We start from the raw sequence: 16662 nt of genomic DNA on the forward strand, positions 1-16662 counted from the left end.
CCATGAGAACCTGGTTCAAGCGCGCCCGCACAGCGCCCCCCAAGCCGCAAGGCGTTGCCAGGCAGGCCGTCCATACGCCGCTGATGATGGCGCTGGAGCCCCGCATCATGTTCGATGCCGCTGCGGTGGCCACGGTCGTCGACGCCACCCACGATGTGCCGCATGAGGCCTTGCCCCTCGCACCGGCGGCGGCCGAGGCCTCTTACCTGGCGGACGCAGCTGCTGCCGTGCCGGCCGCCGAACCAGCGGCTGGCACGCGCCACGAGATCGTCTTCGTCGACACACGATTACCCGACTACCAGCAGCTGGTGTCCGCCGCGTCGCCCAACGCCGAAGTGATCCTGCTCGACACCAACCGCGACGGCGTGCAGCAGATCGCCGATGCGCTGGCCAACCGCAGCGAAATCGATGCCATCCACGTCATCTCGCACGGCGACGCGGGTGTGCTGCTGCTGGGCAGCGGGCCGCTCTTCGAGGGCAACCTCGGCCAGTACGCGAGCCAGCTCCGGACCATCGGGCACGCGCTCAAGGCCGATGGCGACATCCTGCTGTATGGCTGCGAGGTCGGTGCGGGCAGCGAAGGCCAGGCCTTCCTGTCGAAGCTGGCCGGTGCCACGGGCGCCGACGTGGCCGCCTCCACCGACAACACCGGTGGCAGGGCAAAGGGTGCCAACTGGGAACTGGAAATTGCCACCGGCAGCATCGGCGCCTCGCATGCGCTCGATCTGGCCCGCTTGTCGAGCTACGACGAACTGCTGGTCACGACCAGCGTCAGCACCGTAGCCCAGCTCAAGGCGGCGATCGCCACCGGCAACACCGACGGCGTGAACGACACCATCACGCTCACCGCCAACATCAGCTTTGCCTCGTCGGCCGATGCGATCAGCATCAATGTGACCGACGGTCGCACCATGGCCATCGTGGGAGGCGGTTTCACCCTGAGCGGCAGCAACCTCGCTCGCGTGCTCGATGTATCGAGCTCGGGCGCCGGCTCGGCCATCACCATCGACAACCTCACGATCACCAGCGGCTTCGTCACCGGTGCGGGCGGCGCCATTGGCAGCGGCACGGCCGGTGCAGCCGGGGGTGACTCGCTCGGCGCCGGCATCCGCAACAGCGGCGACCTCACCATCACCAACAGCATCATCACCGCCAACAAGGCGGCGGGCGGCGGCGGCGGCGGCAGCCAGGTCGGCGGTGGCGCCGGAGCAGGCGGTGGCGGGGGTGGTTTCGGCTCCACCCCCGGCGGCGCCGGTGGCGCCAACCCGCCCCATGCGCCGGGGGCTGTATCGGCGGGAACGGGCGGCAATGGCGCCGGCTATGGCGCCTTGGGCGGCAGAGGCGGCTCGACCACCGGCGGTGCCGGCGGTACCTATGGCGGCTATACCAATGGCGGCAGCGGCGGCACGGCCAACAACGGGTCGATCAGCATCGGTGGTGGTGGTGGTGGCGCCGGCTATGACCGCGCAGGCGGCCGCGGTGGCAATGCCGCCGGCGGCATCTACAACACCAGCACCGGCGTGCTGACCATCGTCGGCAGCGCCGTCACCAACAACATCGGCGCGGGCGGCGGCGGCGGCGGGGGGGCGGCCCCCGGGGGCGGCGGAGGCAACGGCGGCGATGCGGGCACCGGGGTAGGCGCCATCTGGAACAACGGCGGCACGGTGCGCCTCGACTCCACGACCAACACCACGCTGACGACGGGCAATCTGGGCGCGGCCGGGGGCGTGGGCCTGGCCACCAAGGGGGGCAGCAGCAACGGGGCGGCCGGAACCGCGACCTCCGCCATCTTGACGACCAATGGCGGCACCAGCATCGCCAACTACGTGCCCAACGCGGCCCCGGCCATCGCCAACCTCCACGGCGACACCGTCGCCTGGGCCGGTGTGGGCAGCACGGTGTCGCTCGACGTGGCGGGCAACGCCTCGCTGACCGATGCCGAGCTCGGCGCCCTCAACGGCGGCAACGGCAACTGGTCGGGGGCAGGCCTGGCCGTGCAACGTTCCGGCACGGCCATCTCGACCGACACCTTCGGGTTCAACACCTCGGGCGCGCTCTTCACCGTGAGCGGCAGCAACCTGCAGTCGGGCGGGCTCACCTTCGCCACCTTCACCAACACCGGCGGCGTGCTCACGGTCAGCTTCACCAGCAGCGGCACGGCAGCGACCACGGCACTCGTGAACGATGTGGCCCAGCGCGTCACCTACCGCAACGACACGCCCTCGGGCGATGCGACCGTGCGCTACACCGTGAGCGACGGCACCACCAGCACCACCGCCGATGTCTCGGTGGCGAGCGACACGATCTACGTCACCAACGCCACCGACACCGCCACCATCGACGTGACCAACGGGGTGAGCTACAGCGAAGCCATTGCCATCGCGGCGGCGGATGCCACGGGCAGCCAGACCATCGCCTTTGCCGGCTCGCTGGCCAGCACGACGCTCACGGTCAACGGCGTGACGCTGGGCGAGAACCTGACCTTCGACCTGGACGCCGCGAGCGGCATATCCATCACCAGCGGCACCATCGCACTGGGCAGCCACACGCTCACGCTGACGAACGGCACCGGCGACACCGCCACCCTCTCGACCACGATCTCGGGCACCGGCGGGATCACGAAAGCGGGGGCGGGCACCGTGACGCTCTCGAACGCCAGCAACTCCGCCACGGGCGCGACGACCGTCTCGGCCGGCACGCTCACCGTGACCGGTGGCAATGCCATTGCAAGCGGCAGCGCCGTCACGGTGGCGGGCGGGGCCACGCTGGCGCTGTCGGCCAACGAAGCCTTCGGCAACCTCTCGGGGGCCGGCGCCATCACCCTGGGAAGCAGCACCCTCACCACCACACTGACGGCCGATACCACCTTCTCGGGCGGCATCAGCGGCACGGGCGGGTTGTCGGTCAACCAGACAGGCGCAGCCACCTTCGCGCTCACGCTTTCGGGCACCAACACCTACACCGGGGCCACCACGACGCTCAACTACGGCTGGTTGCGCCTGGATGGCGACAACGCCGTGAGCAGCAGCAGCTCGCTGCGCTTCAACGGCAACTCGCGCGTCACGCTGCTGAGCGACCAGACCGTGGGCAGCCTGTCCAGCGCTTCCGCGACGGCCGGTCTGGACCTGGGAAGCTTCACCGTGTCCGCCGGTGGCGACAACACCTCGACCAGTGTGGCTGGCGTCATCTCCGGCACAGGGGGGCTCGTCAAACTGGGCAGCGGCACCTTGACCCTGAGCGGCAGCAACACCTATACCGGCAGCACCACCGCGTCGGCTGGCACGCTCAGTCTCAGCAGTGGCACGGCGCTCGCCAACAGCAGCGCCGTCACCGTCAGCTCGGGCGCCACGCTCGATGTGGCCGCATCGGAAACCATCGGTTCGCTGGCCGGAGCAGGCACGGTCACCCTGGGCGCGAACACCCTCACTGCGGGTGGCGACAACACCAGCACCACGTTCAGCGGTGACCTCAGCGGCACCGGCGGCCTCACCAAGGCGGGCAGCGGCACGCTCACGTTGAGCGGCACCAACACCTACACCGGCGCGACCACGCTGTCGGCAGGCGGCATCACGGTGACGGGTGGCAGCGCCGTCGACGACAGCAGCGCCGTGACCGTGGCTTCTGGTGCCACGCTCACCCTCGCCGGTGGCGGCGAGACCGTCGGCTCGCTGGCCGGCGCCGGCAACGTCTCGCTGGCCTATACGCTGACCTCCGGCGGCGACAACACCAGCACCACGTTCTCCGGTGTCATCGCGTCCAGCAACACGAGCGGCATCGTCAAGACCGGCAGCGGCACCCTCACACTCTCGGGCAGCAACACCTACACCGGCAGCACCACGGTATCGGCCGGAACGCTCAGCGTGGCGAGCGACGCCAACCTGGGCGCCGGCATCGTCACCCTCAATGGCGGCACCCTGGGCGTAACCGGGGCGACCAACATCGACAACGCCATCAACCTGGTCACCGGCTCGACCATCGACGCAGGCGCTGCGCTCACGCTCTCCGGCAACGTCGGCGGCGCGGGCAATCTGACGAAGAGCGGCGCGTCCACTCTCACGCTGTCTGGCACCAACAGCTACGCCGGCACGACCACCGTGAGTGCGGGCACCTTGAGCGTGGGCAGCGACAGCAACCTCGGCAGCGGCACTGTCACGCTGGCGAGCGGCACCACCCTGGCCGTCACCGGCGCCACCACGGTGGACAACGCCCTTGCGCTCGCGGGCAACGCCACGGTGAGCACCTCGGCCAATGCCACCTTGTCGGGCATCGTCAGCGGTCCCGGCAACCTCACGAAGACGGGCGCGTCCACGCTCACGCTTTCGGGCGGCAACACTTACAGCGGCGCCACCGTCGTCAGCGCCGGTACCCTGAGCGTCGCCTCCGACGGCAACCTCGGCAGCGGCGCCCTCACGCTCGCGGCCGGCACCACCCTCGCGCTCACCGGTGCCACCACCGTCGACAACGCGATCGCCCTGTCCGGCAACGCCACGGTCAGCACCAGCGCCAACGCCACCCTGTCCGGCAACATCAGCGGCGCGGGCGGGTTGACCAAGGCGGGCGCCTCCAGCCTCACGCTGTCGGGCAGCAACACGTTCAGCGGCGCTACCAACGTCGCCGCCGGCACGCTGCTCGTCAACGGCGCACTCGCGAGCACCTCGGCGGTGACGGTGGCCTCCGGTGCCACGCTGGGCGGCAGTGGCAGCATCAGCGGCAACACCACAGTCAACAACGGCGGCACCCTCGCGCCGGGCAACAGCCCCGGCACGCTCACCGTCAACGGCAACCTCACCATGGCCGCCGGCAGCACGCTGGCTGTGGAGATCAATGGCACCACGGCGGGCACGCAGTACGACCAGGTCGTGGTCAACGGCGCGGTCGACGTGAGCGGCGCCACGCTGGCCGTGACCCATGGCTACACGCCAGGCAGCGGCGATGTCTACATCATCATCGTCAATGACGCGTCTGACGCGGTGACCGGCAACTTCAGCGGCCTGAGCGAAGGCGGCAGCTTCAACGCCGGCGGCAACGCGACCGAGCTCACCGCCAGCTACGTCGGCCTGACGGGCAACGACTTCACGCTGACCGCGCCGGCGAACCCGGTCGTGACCTCGGTGTCCACCATCACGCCCAATGGCACCTACGCCATCGGAGACACCATCACGGTCGTCGTGAACTTCAGCGAGGCCGTGTTCCTCAGCACCGGCACCATCGAGCTCGTGTTGGAGACGGGCACCATCGATCGAACGCTCAGCTATCTGGCCGGCAGCGGCAGCTCGACCCTCTATTTCAGCTACACGGTGCAGCAGGGCGACAGCTCGGCCGACCTCGACTACGCAAGCACGGCCTCGCTCAACGCCAACGGCGACACCATCCAGAGCGGCAGCTTCATAGATGCCGTCCTCACGCTGCCCACGCCGGGAGCTGCAGGCTCCCTGGGCGCCAGCGCATCCATCGTGGTCGATGGGGTGCGCCCCACCGCCAGCATCGTGGTGGCCGACACGGCGCTCGCCGCCGGCGAGACCTCGCTGGTCACCATCACCTTCAATGAGGCCGTGACCGGCTTCACCAATGCCGATCTCACGGTGGCCAACGGCACGTTGAGCAACGTGTCGTCGGCCGACGGCGGCGTCACCTGGACGGCCACCCTCACGCCCACGGCCGGCGTCACCGGTGCGAGCAACCTCGTCACGCTCGACAACACCGGCGTGACCGATGCCGCCGGCAACAGCGGCATCGGCACCACCGACTCCAACAACTACGCCATCGACGGCCAGGCGCCCACCGTCACCTCGGTGGTTGTGCCCGCCAACGGCAGCTACGTGGCGGGCCAGAACCTCGACTTCACCGTCAACCTGAGTGAAGCCGTCGTCGTCGACACCACTGGCGGCACCCCGCGCATCGCCGTCACGCTGGACACCGGCGGCACCGCCTATGCGAGCTACCTTGCCGGCTCGGGCTCGAGCGCCCTCACCTTCCGCTTGACCGTGACCAGCGGACAACTCGACAGCAACGGCATCACCGTGGCGTCAGCGCTCGACCCGAACGGCGCCACCCTGCGCGACAGCGCGGGCAACGCGACGGTCAACTCGCTCAGCGGCATCGGCACCACCACCGGCGTGCTGGTCGACGCCGTCGTGCCCACCGTCATCAGCGTGGGCGTACCGGCCAGTGGCCCCTACAACGCCGGCGACGTGCTCAGCTTCACCGTATCCACCAGCGAAACGGTCACCGTCAACACCGCGGGCGGCACCCCGCGCCTGGCGCTCGACATGGGCGGCACCACCGTCTACGCAGACTACGCATCCGGTTCAGGCAGCGCTGCGCTGCTGTTCCGGTACACCGTGCAGCCCGGCGACACAGACGCCAACGGCATCGCCGTCAACGGCTTGCAGGGCAACGGCGGCACGCTACGCGATGCAGCAGGCAACGACCTGGCCCCGGCGCTCCACGGCGTCGCCGACAGCGCCGGCGTGATCGTTGACACCACCGGCCCGCTGGCCAGCGTCATCGTGCGGGCCGGCAGCAGCCCAACCGCGGCCGGCTCGGCACAGTTCACGCTGAGCTTCTCCGAAGCAGTGACCGGCGTGGATGTCTCCCACTTTTCGCTCACCTTCACCGGCAGCGCGCAGGGCAGCATCGCCACGCTGACGCAGGTCGATGCGCAGACCTACACCGTGGTGGTGTCCGGCCTGGCCGGCGAAGGCACGGTGCAGCTCGCGCTCAACCCCTCCGGCACCGCCATCAGCGATGCCGCAGGCAATGCCCTGCAGGCGGGCCTCGCCGGCGAGGCTTACGCGCTGCGCCCGATCTCGGCAACGCCGCCGCCGGTGATCACGCCGCCACCGGTCGAGGCACCACCGCCGCCACCCATCGTCAGCGCACCTTCGTTGCCGCCGGTCACGCTGTCGCCCACCGACCCCATCACGCCGATCAGCACGCCCACGCTCACGCCCACGGCGGCCCCGGGCGACACGGTGGTCGTCGTCGCTGGCAACCCCTTCAGCCCCGACCCGCTCGCACCGCCGAGCATCGCCCCGGCGCCGGCCGCCCCTGCGAATGCGCGCGGTGGCTTCATCGAGGTGAGCGCATCTTTGGGCTCCGGTCTGCAGGCCATGCCCGACATCGGTAGCTTCAGTGCGCCCGCAGGACAGGCGGTCAACATCGCCCTGCCGGACGCGACTTTCGTGCACAGCGATCGCAGCGTGCAGGTATCGGTCGAGGTACGTCTGGCCGATGGGCGGCCGCTGCCAGCCTGGCTCAAGTTCGACCCGGTTACCGGAACGATCTCGGGCCAGCCGCCGCGCGGCCTGAGCCAGCGGCTGGCCATCGAGGTCATCGCCCGCGACAGCAAGGGCAATCGCGCCACCTCGCATCTCGAGATCAATGTCAAGGCGGCACCCGCCGCACCGGCGCCGCGCCCGTCGCCCGGCCCCCAATCGCTGCTGGAGCAGCCGGGCCCCGATGGCGCGAGCCTCGATTTCACGGCCCTGCCCGGCGACCTGCCGGCCCACGGCGCGGGCCGCCCGGGTCTGGCCGCCCAGTTCGACCGTTACGGCTCGGCCGCCCGCCAGGCCGAGCGCGATGCGTTGCTGGCCCATGCCCGTGCAACCTCCGAAGCGGCCAGCTGAACCCTCTTCATACGACCCCACCTGAACAACAACGGCACCCAAGGAGACCATCCTTTGAGCTCGAACCGCTACCGTCTTCCCGCCCGGGCACTGCTGGCCTGCCTCATCGCTGCAGCCTTCGCCGGCTGCGCCGTCCAACCCAAGGCCTTCACCCCTGCGGAGCGCCAGGCCAGCGTCACGGCCAATCGCGCCGCCATGTTCGCGGCGCAGGAGCCGGTGCAAGGCGCCATCACGCTGGAAGAGGCAATGGCGCGGGCGATCAAGTACAACCTCGACCACCGCCTCAAGCTGATGGAAGAAGCCGTGTCGCAGCGCCAGCTCGACCTCTCCCGCACCGAGCTGCTGCCCAAGCTCGTGGCCCAGGCGGGCTACACCACGCGCGACAACGAACTGGCTTCGTCGTCGCGCGACGTGTCGACGGGCGCACAGTCCCTCGCCCCGTCCGCCTCGAGCGACCGTGACCGCCGCTCGGCCGATCTCGGTCTGTCGTGGAACGTGCTCGACTTCGGCGTGAGCTACTACCAGGCCCAGCAGCATGCCGACCGCTACCTCGTGGCACAGGAGCGCCGCCGCAAGGTGCTGCACCTGTTGATGCAGCAGACCCGCCAGGCGTATTGGCAGGCGGTGGGGGCGCAGCAGCTCGACAGCAAGATCGAGCCGGTGCTGCAGCAGGCCCGCTCCGCCCTGGCCGACTCGCGCAAGGTAGAAGTCGAGCGACTGCGTTCCCCGCTCGAAGCGCTGACCTACCAGCGCCAGCTGCTCGACATCGTGCGCCAGCTCGAAGCCGTGCGCGACGAACTGCAGCAAGCCAAGCCGCGCCTGGCGTCGGTGATGAACCTGGAGCCCGGGCAGCCCTTCAGCGTGGTGCCCAGCGACGCGCTCAACGCGCCGCAAGTGAGCCTGCCCACAAGCCGAATGGAAGAGACCGCGCTGCTGAAGCGCCCCGAGCTCGTCGAGGCCCAGTACAACGCGCGCATCGGCCTGCTGGAAACGCGCAAGGCCATGGCCCGGCTTCTGCCAGGCATCGAGGTCAATCTTGGCGGCCACTACGACAGCAACAGCTATCTCGTGAACAACCAGTGGTCGGGCGCCGGCCTGCGGGTCAGCTGGAACCTGCTCAACGTACTGAACGCCGACAAGATCCGCGGTCTGGCCGAGGCGCAGGCCGAGGTGGCGCACCAGCAGCACCTGGCACTCAACATGGCGGTGCTGACGCAGGTCCACGTGGCCCACCTCGAATACCTCGCCCGCCTGCGCCAGTACGAAATGACGCAGGACATGTACTCGGTGGAGCAGCGCATCCTGCAATACACACGCAACGCCGCCTCGGCCAGCCTGCAGGGCAAGCTTGAGGAGATCCGCGCCGCGGCCACCGCCATGATGGCGGAGCTGCGCCTGTACCAGAGCTACGGCTCGCTCCAGGGCGCCTACGGCCAGGTGATTGCGACACTGGGTCTCGACCCGCTGCCGCAATCGGTGACCGGACACGATCTCAAGACACTCGGCGAAGCCGTGCGCTCATCCGAGGCCGCGTGGGTAAAGACCGTGAACCCGGGGGCCGGCACTTGAATCTGACACAAGCCTTCGCTGTCGCGGCAGGCTCCGCCCTGCTCGCCTGCGCATCGGGCGCCTTCTCACAGGCGGCAGCCGCCGGTGGCAACGCCTCGCTGCTTGCCGACAAAGACGGCCGCATCCGCACGCAGCTCAGCTCGCGCAATGCCGTCACCATCTCGAGTGAGCTGGCCGCGCGCATCGCCACCTTGTCGCTGCACGAGGGCGATGCGTTCCGCACCGGTCAGCTCCTGGTGGGCTTCGACTGTTCGCTCTACCACTCGCAGCTGCGCAAGGCCGAAGCGAGCATCGAGGCAGCCAACGCCCTGGTGCAATCGAACCTGCGTCTGGCCGAGCTCAACTCCATCGGCAAGTTCGAGGTGCAGCAGGCCCAGGCCAAGCTGAAGGAAGCACAGGCCGAAGCTGCCACCACCCGCACGGTGGTCAGCCGCTGCGCCATCAATGCCCCGTTCAATGGTCGCGTGGCCAAACGTCTTGCGGCGGCGCACCAGTACGTGTCGACCGGCACACCCTTGCTCGAGATCCTGGAGACCGGCCAGCTCGAAGTGCAGATGATCGTGCCCTCGAAATGGCTGGCCTGGCTCAAACCGGGCGTGACCTTCAACGTCGAGGTCGAAGAGCTGGCGAAGACCTTCCCCGCCAAGGTCAAGCGCCTGGGTGCACAGATCGACCCGGTCAGCCAGTCGGTGGCCGTGGTCGGAGTGATCGATGGCAACCACCCGCAGCTGCTGCCGGGCATGAGCGGCTGGGCCACCTACCCACAACGCAAGTGAAGGCCGAAGCCTCGCCGGCCCAGCCCCTGCTCACGCTGCTGCAGCTCGGCCGCCGTGCACGCGCGGCCAGCGATCTCGCGGCGCTCGGCTTCATCGCGGTCAACGAGACGCTCCAGCTCCTGCCCTACCGGCAGGCGGCTCTCTGGATCGAGCTCGGTCTGCCGCGTGTGGCGGCCGTGTCGGGCCTGCCTCAGCCCGACCCGGGCGCGCCCTACGTGCAGTGGCTCGGCAGCGTGTGTCGCCACCTGGCGAAGGCGCGGGCCGAGGGGGGGCTCGTCGACGTGGCATCCCTGCCTGCACCGCTGCAAGCGGAATGGCCCCAGTGGCTGCCCGCCCATGCCGTGTGGCTGCCCCTGCAGCGAGAGGAGCAGCTCTACGGCGGGCTTCTGCTCGCACGCGAAGACGACTTGCGCGACAGCGACATCGCCTTGCTCAAGGAGCTGGCCGATGTGTACGGCCACGCCCTCGCCAGTTTTCGACCGCGCCAGCACGGGCTCGACCTGACCATCGGCTGGCTGCGCACCCGGCGCGCGCAGCGCCGCCTGCTGATCGCGCTCGGTCTCGTGTGCCTGGCGCCGATCCGCGTGAGCGTGGTGGCCGGCGCCGAGGTGCTGCCCAAGGACCCTTTCCTCGTGCGTGCGCCGCTTGATGGCGTGATCGAACGCTTCGACGTACGGCCCAACCAGGCGGTGAAGGCTGGCGATGCCTTGTTCAGCCTCGACACCACCGCCCTGCGCACGCGCTACGAGGTGGCTCGCAAGGCCTACGACACCGCACAGGAGGAGTACCGCCAGTCGGCCCAGGCGGCGGTGACCAGCGACAAGAACCGCACCGACATCGCCCTGCGCCGCGGCCAGTTGCAGGAAAAGCAGGTCGAGCTCGACTACACCTCGGGTCAGCTCCAGCGCGTGCAGGTGAAGGCCGAACGCGACGGCATCGCGGTGTTCGCCGATGCGAATGACTGGCTGGGCAAGGCCGTGGCGGTTGGCGAGCGCATTCTGGTCGTGGCCGACCCCGCGAAGGTGGAGCTTGCCGTGCACCTGCCGGCCGCCGACCACCTTGATGTCGCGCCCGGTGACGTGCTAACGCTCTACCCGCAGGGTTCGCCGCTTGCGTCGTTCGATGCGCGAGTGGCCAGCGTCGCCTATCGCGCCGAACCCACGCCCGGGGGCTATCTCGCCTATCGCATCAAGGCCGACTTCGAGCCTGGTGCCGCGGCCCCGCGCATCGGCCAGCTCGGCACGGCCCGGGTGCGTGGCCCGTGGGCCCCGCTCGTGTACGTGATGCTGCGCCGCCCGCTGGTGGCCGTGCGGCAGTGGCTGGGATGGTGAGCTCCGACATGCTGCCCCCGCTGCGGCAGGATCTCGCCCTGCACGCCGGGCCGGCCGCGACCGACGGGTCGCCCACCTGGACGCTGCACGACCCGGCGGCCAACCGCTTCTACGAGCTGCGATGGGCCGCATTCGAAGTGCTCTCGCGCTGGTCGCTCGGCAGCGCCCAGCGTGTGCTCGACGCCATCCGGCGCGAGACCACGCTGCAACTCGGCGAGGCCGATCTCGACGGACTGCTGCGCATGCTCGCCCACAACCACTTGCTGCTGGCGCACAGCGCAGAAGACTCCGAGCGCCTGCGCCGGGTGGTGGCCTCACGCCGGCTGGGACCGTGGCATTGGCTGCTCAAAAACTACCTCTTCTTCCGCCTGCCCCTGCTGAGGCCGATGCCCTGGCTGCAACGCCTGGCCCCGTACGTGCGTTGGGCCTACACCCCGGGTTTCTGGGCCGGGGTCGCGCTCGTGGCGGTGCTCGGGCTGGGTCTGGCCTCGCGCCGATGGGACGAATTCACCCACACCTTTGCCGCCTACGCGAGCTGGAGCGGGGCGCTGTCCATCGCGCTCGCCCTCACCCTGGCCAAGGTGCTGCACGAGCTCGGGCATGCCTTCACCGCGCAGCGCCACGGCTGCCGTGTGCCCACCATGGGCGTGGCCTTCCTGGTCATGTGGCCGGTTCTCTACACCGACACGAACGAAGCCTGGAAGCTCGCCTCGCGCCGCCAGCGCCTGGCCATCGGTGCCGCCGGCATGCTGAGCGAGTTGGCGCTGGCGGCCATCGCCACGCTTGCGTGGGCACTGCTACCCGAGACCGACACCTGGGGACCGGTGCGCGCAGGCGCCTTCCTGCTCGCGACCAGCACCTGGCTGATCACCTTGGCCATCAATGCCAGCCCCTTCATGCGATTCGACGGCTACTTCCTGCTGTCCGATGCAATCAACATGCCCAACCTGCACGAGCGCGCCTTCGCCTTCGGTCGCTGGTGGCTGCGCGAGCGCCTCTTTGGCTGGGGAGACGACGTGCCCGAACGCGTGCCCCCGGCGCGGCAGCGCTTTCTGGTGGCCTTCGCGATGGCCACCTGGCTCTACCGCCTGGTGTTGTTCGTGGGCATCGCGTTGCTCGTATACCACCTGTTCTTCAAGGCACTGGGCGTGCTGTTGATGGCGGTGGAACTCGGGTGGTTCATCGTGATGCCGGTGCTGCGCGAGTTGAAGGTGTGGTGGGCGCGCCGCGACGCGTTGCACTGGAACCGCGCCACGCGGCGCCTGGCCATGCTGCTGGGCGGCATTGCCCTCGTGCTGTTGTGGCCCTGGCAGTCCGCGGTGCGCGCGCCGGCAGTGCTCGGCGCCCAGCAGGCGCAGGGCCTGTATGCGCCCCACGCGGCCCAGGTGGTGGGGCCGCTGCCGGAAGTGGGCCGCAGCCTACGCCGCGGCGAACTCCTGCTGAATCTTCATTCACCTGAACTCGACACGCGTCTTGCACTTGCCCGTGCGCGCGAGCAGGAGTTGCAATGGCAGCTTGCTCAGCAGCCTTTCGACAGCCGCCTGATGGAAGCCGGCCCTGCCTTGCGCAGCCGCTGGGAAGCCTCGCGGGAAGAGGTTGCCGGCCTGCAACGCGAGCTGCAGCGCCTGAGCCTCGCCATGCCCTTTTATGGTGTCGTGCTCGAAGTGTCGAGCGACGCGATGAACGGCACCTGGGTCACCGCCGGGGAGAAGCTATTGCAGGTCGTCGGCCCGGTCGGGGTCAAGGTCGACGCCTTCGTCGACGAAACGCAGCTGCAACGCGTGGGCGAACACAGCAGCGGCGTCTTCATCCCCGACACGGCCGAGCAGGCCCGGGTGAACTGCAAGGCCGCCACGGTCGATGCGGTGCAGCTGAGTCAGCTCGACCAGGGTGCGCTGGCTGTGGCAAGCGTGTACGGCGGCAAGGTGTCCGCACAGCGCCGCAACGATGGCCGTGTGTTGCCGCTGCAACCCACCTTCCGCGTGCGCCTGAGTGACTGCGACCTCACTGTGGCCCCGCGGTCCGAGACCGTCGGCATGGTCCTGCTGCAGGGCGAGCGCCGCTCGTGGGCCACCGACGGGTTGCGCTGGATCGCCGACCTGCTGCACCGCGAAACTGCCCTCTGAGTCCGGGCGAATCCTGAACGGCCGAATTCGACACCAACGCCTGTAAGTCCCTGATCTATATAGGACGAGCCCTTCGGCCTGCCACTACAAGAGGGACTTTTGAGCGTCGTTGGTGGATTTTTGGTGTTGAGCGCGGCCAGGACTTCGGCCTGATCGGGGGTGATGGTGGAGAGTCCTACGACCTAAGATTCAAGCTCGATGTCCTGAGCGGATGAGGGCCGATGGCCTGTCGTGTCGGCAAGCCGGGGCTCTCTTCAACGTTCGTCGCTTCGACACCATCGCCGAGTGGGAGCGCGCTTACAGCAGGGATGGAATCGCTGGTCTGATGCCGCATCAACCTAAACGCCGAGCACTGACGCCGCCCGACATTGCCGTCGAGCCGTTGCCAGATTCAGGAAGCCTGAACGAGCCGAGCCGACAAGCGCTGCTCGATGAACTCGAAGCCCTCCGAACGGAGAACGCCTACCTAAAAAAATTAAGGCCTTAGTTCAGGCTCAAACGAAGTCAGCGCCAAGCAAAAAGGCGCAAGTCGTGATTGAGCTAAGGCCGCAGCTTCCTCTTCCTTTGCTGCTCTGCGCAGCGGGCCTTGCGAGGAGCACGTTCTACTACCAGCAGGCGTCGTTGAAGGGCGCTGACAAGTACGCCGTAAGCGGTCAATTACCGGCGTCCTTGAGTCGCCATCGTCGAGCTGACAGTCTTCGTTCCCACTTAACAAGTGAAGTGGGGACGTATGTCGGTCGATCTGGATGCCCTGAGACGGCGCCTCGTGCTGCGTCACAAGCCGGGTGGGCGCTGCGTGTACGACAAGGCGGCCAAGGCCGAGTTCGTCGAGCTGTGCTTGCAGCCGGGAGTCTCGGTGGCGCGCCTTGCGCGCGAGTTCGGCATCAATACCAACCAGGTCGCACGCTGGATACGTGATCACGGTGAGCTGCGCAAGCGTGCATCTGTCGCGCGCCCCGCTCCTGCGGCCTCGCCCTTCGTCGCAGTGCCGGTGCTCAGGGCGCCGGCCGAGCGTGTCGTGCGCGAAGTCGATGACACGAACGACATGAGCCTGCAGGCCAGGTTGCCCAACGGCGTGACGGTCGAACTGCGCGGCTTCGGCCTGCGTCAGCTGGCGGAGGTGGTCCAGATGCTGGGGAGGCTGGCGTGTTCCGCTTCGACGAGCATCTGAAGGTCTATCTGCACCGCGCGCCCGTGGACTTCCGGCTGAGCATCAACGGCCTGGCCGCCCTCGTGCAGCAAGCCCTCGGCCTGGACCCGTTCGCCGCCTGCGTGTACGTGTTCAGCAACCGGCGTCGCAACCGCGTGAAGATCCTCGGCTGGGACCGCAACGGCTTCTGGCTGCTGCTCAAGCGGCTGGAGGAAGACCGCTTCATCTGGCCCAGCGAGACGACGGTGCCGACACTGACGGTGGAGCAATTGCACTGGCTGCTGCAGGGCATCGACATCGGCGCCGTGCAGCGCCACCCACAGCGCGTGTACCAGCACGCCGGCTGAGAACACCAGCGCTGGAATGCGCCATTGCGGCTGATCCGAATGGTGCTGCGCAGATGGGGCGGACACACTGGTGCCTGATGGTCCACATGCCCACGCCCGAGGTAGTCATCGCATTGCAGCAGGCGCTGGCCCAGGCGCTCGAGCGCAATGAATCGCTGGCCGGCGAGCTGCGTGTGACGCGCGCCGAGCGGGACTTGCTCAAGGAGAAGCTAGCCAAGTTCACGCGTCAGCTGTTCGCCGCGAGCAGCGAGGCTGCGGTCCTGCAGAAGGACATGTTCTTCAACGAGGCTGAGGACCTCGGCGCGCAGGCCGAGCCCGCAGCAGAAGAGAGCAACGACGACAGCGACAAGATCGACGTCCCCGGCCACAAGCGGGCCAAGCGTGGCCGCAAGCCGCTGGACCCGGCGCTGCCGCGCGAGGTGATCCGCCATGAGCTGCCCGAGGACCAGCGCGTGTGCCCGCACGACGGCGCCCGCTTGAGCGAGATCGGCGTCGAAGCCAGCGAACAGCTGGACATCATCCCGCAGCAGGTGCGCGTCATCCGGCACGAGCGCGTCAAGTACGCCTGCCCGTGCTGCGACGCCGGCATACGGCTGGCCCCGCGCCCCGCGCAGATCATCCCCAGAGGCCTCTTCACCGAGAGCGCCCTGGCCTGGATCGCCACCTCCAAGTACCTGGACGGCCTGCCGCTGTACCGCCAGGCCGTGCTGCTGGGCCGCTTCGGCGGCACCGACATCGCGCGCAACACCGTGGCCGGCGGCATGGTGCGCGTAGGCCAGGCCGTGCAGCCGGTGATCAACCTGCTGCGTGACTTGCTGTTGGACGCACCTCTGGTGTTCGGCGACGAGACCGAGCTGCAGGTGCTCAAGGAGCCCGGACGCAGTGCCCAGGTCAAGAGCTTCATCTGGGCGCAGATGACCGACGGCAGCGGCCGTGACGGCACGGGGCCGCCGATCCGGCTGTTCGCCTACTCACCGAGTCGCTCGACGAAGACGGCAATGGCGCTGTATGCCGGCATCCGTCCGGATGCCGTGCTGATGACCGACGGCTACGAGGTCTACGACACCGTGGCCGAGACGCACCAGCTCGTGCACCTGGCCTGTTGGACGCACTGCCGGAGGTACTTCATCGAAGCGTTGCAGGCCTTGCCCAAGGACCAGCGCGGGCCGACCCAGCTCGCCGCGCGCTTCATCGCGCTCATCGGCCAGCTGTACCACGTCGAGGCCGAGGCTCGGCGCGACGGCGTCGACACGGATGAGCTGAAGCGACGGCGCGAGCAGCACAGCGTCCCTGTGTTGGCCAACATCGAGGCGCTGCTGCTGGCCAACCTGCACGGCGTCCTGCCCAAGAGCCTGCTGGGGCAAGCGCTGCACTACCTGTCCTCGCAGTGGAGCAAGCTCAAGCGGTATGTCGAGGATGGTCGCTACAGCATCGACAACAACGCGCAGGAGAACGCCATCAGGCCGTTCTGCGTGGGCCGGCGCAACTGGCTGTTCGCCGACACGGTGCATGGCGCCAACGCCAGCGCCAACCTGTACTCGCTGCTGCAGACCTGCAGCGTCAACGGCATCGACGGCTACCGCTACCTGCGGCCCCCCCCCGCGTCAGAATAGTTGTCGCCTCCATAGATCAATCCAGGGGGCGGCGATGAAGGACGGAATTGGCTCGATACGGACAGGCATTCATGGACAAGGCGGTGGCGAGGTTGCTGCCGCCGGAGAGCGCACCACTGGAA

General features: G+C 68.6%; 9 protein-coding genes. All 9 read left to right on the forward strand.

All coding sequences use genetic code 11. From position 1 onward, the window contains the following. Positions 1-2 precede the first annotated feature (2 nt). The 9 genes from ACT6S0_RS01110 (at position 3) to tnpC (ending at position 16540) form a co-directional block, all read left to right on the forward strand. The gene (locus tag ACT6S0_RS01110) at positions 3-7628 is read left to right on the forward strand and encodes a DUF4347 domain-containing protein (RefSeq protein WP_444762072.1); all 7626 of its coding nucleotides are present in this window, start codon (positions 3-5) and stop codon (positions 7626-7628) included. 54 nt (positions 7629-7682) lie between these two features. Then, on the forward strand, positions 7683-9197 hold the full coding sequence (locus ACT6S0_RS01115) for a TolC family protein (RefSeq protein ID WP_444762073.1): 1515 nt from the start codon (positions 7683-7685) through the stop codon (positions 9195-9197). Beyond that, entirely contained in the window at positions 9194-9973 is a 780-nt protein-coding gene (locus ACT6S0_RS01120; RefSeq protein WP_444762074.1) for an efflux RND transporter periplasmic adaptor subunit, read from the forward strand. The genes ACT6S0_RS01115 and ACT6S0_RS01120 overlap by 4 nt, the downstream gene beginning before the upstream one ends. Beyond that, a complete protein-coding gene (locus ACT6S0_RS01125; RefSeq protein ID WP_444762075.1) occupies positions 9970-11304 on the forward strand; it encodes an efflux RND transporter periplasmic adaptor subunit in 1335 nt (444 codons plus the stop codon). Before ACT6S0_RS01120 ends, ACT6S0_RS01125 begins: the two co-directional genes overlap by 4 nt. Before the next feature lie 8 nt (positions 11305-11312). Next, the gene (locus tag ACT6S0_RS01130; protein ID WP_444762076.1) at positions 11313-13430 is read left to right on the forward strand and encodes a site-2 protease family protein; all 2118 of its coding nucleotides are present in this window, start codon (positions 11313-11315) and stop codon (positions 13428-13430) included. A 211-nt stretch (positions 13431-13641) separates the two neighbouring features. After that, a complete protein-coding gene (locus ACT6S0_RS01135; protein WP_444762077.1) occupies positions 13642-13917 on the forward strand; it encodes a hypothetical protein in 276 nt (91 codons plus the stop codon). 243 nt (positions 13918-14160) lie between these two features. Further along, positions 14161-14601, forward strand: coding sequence for an IS66-like element accessory protein TnpA (gene tnpA, locus ACT6S0_RS01140; RefSeq protein ID WP_444762078.1), 441 nt, complete (start codon positions 14161-14163; stop codon positions 14599-14601). After that, positions 14577-14927: an IS66 family insertion sequence element accessory protein TnpB gene (tnpB, locus tag ACT6S0_RS01145; protein ID WP_444762079.1), complete on the forward strand. Its 351-nt coding sequence runs from the start codon at positions 14577-14579 to the stop codon at positions 14925-14927. Before tnpA ends, tnpB begins: the two co-directional genes overlap by 25 nt. 86 nt (positions 14928-15013) lie before the next feature. Then, positions 15014-16540: an IS66 family transposase gene (tnpC, locus tag ACT6S0_RS01150; protein WP_444762080.1), complete on the forward strand. Its 1527-nt coding sequence runs from the start codon at positions 15014-15016 to the stop codon at positions 16538-16540. Positions 16541-16662 lie beyond the last annotated feature (122 nt).

Source organism: Roseateles sp. (assembly GCF_052436255.1).
In the GTDB taxonomy this organism is placed as follows: Bacteria; Pseudomonadota; Gammaproteobacteria; order Burkholderiales; family Burkholderiaceae_C; genus Pelomonas.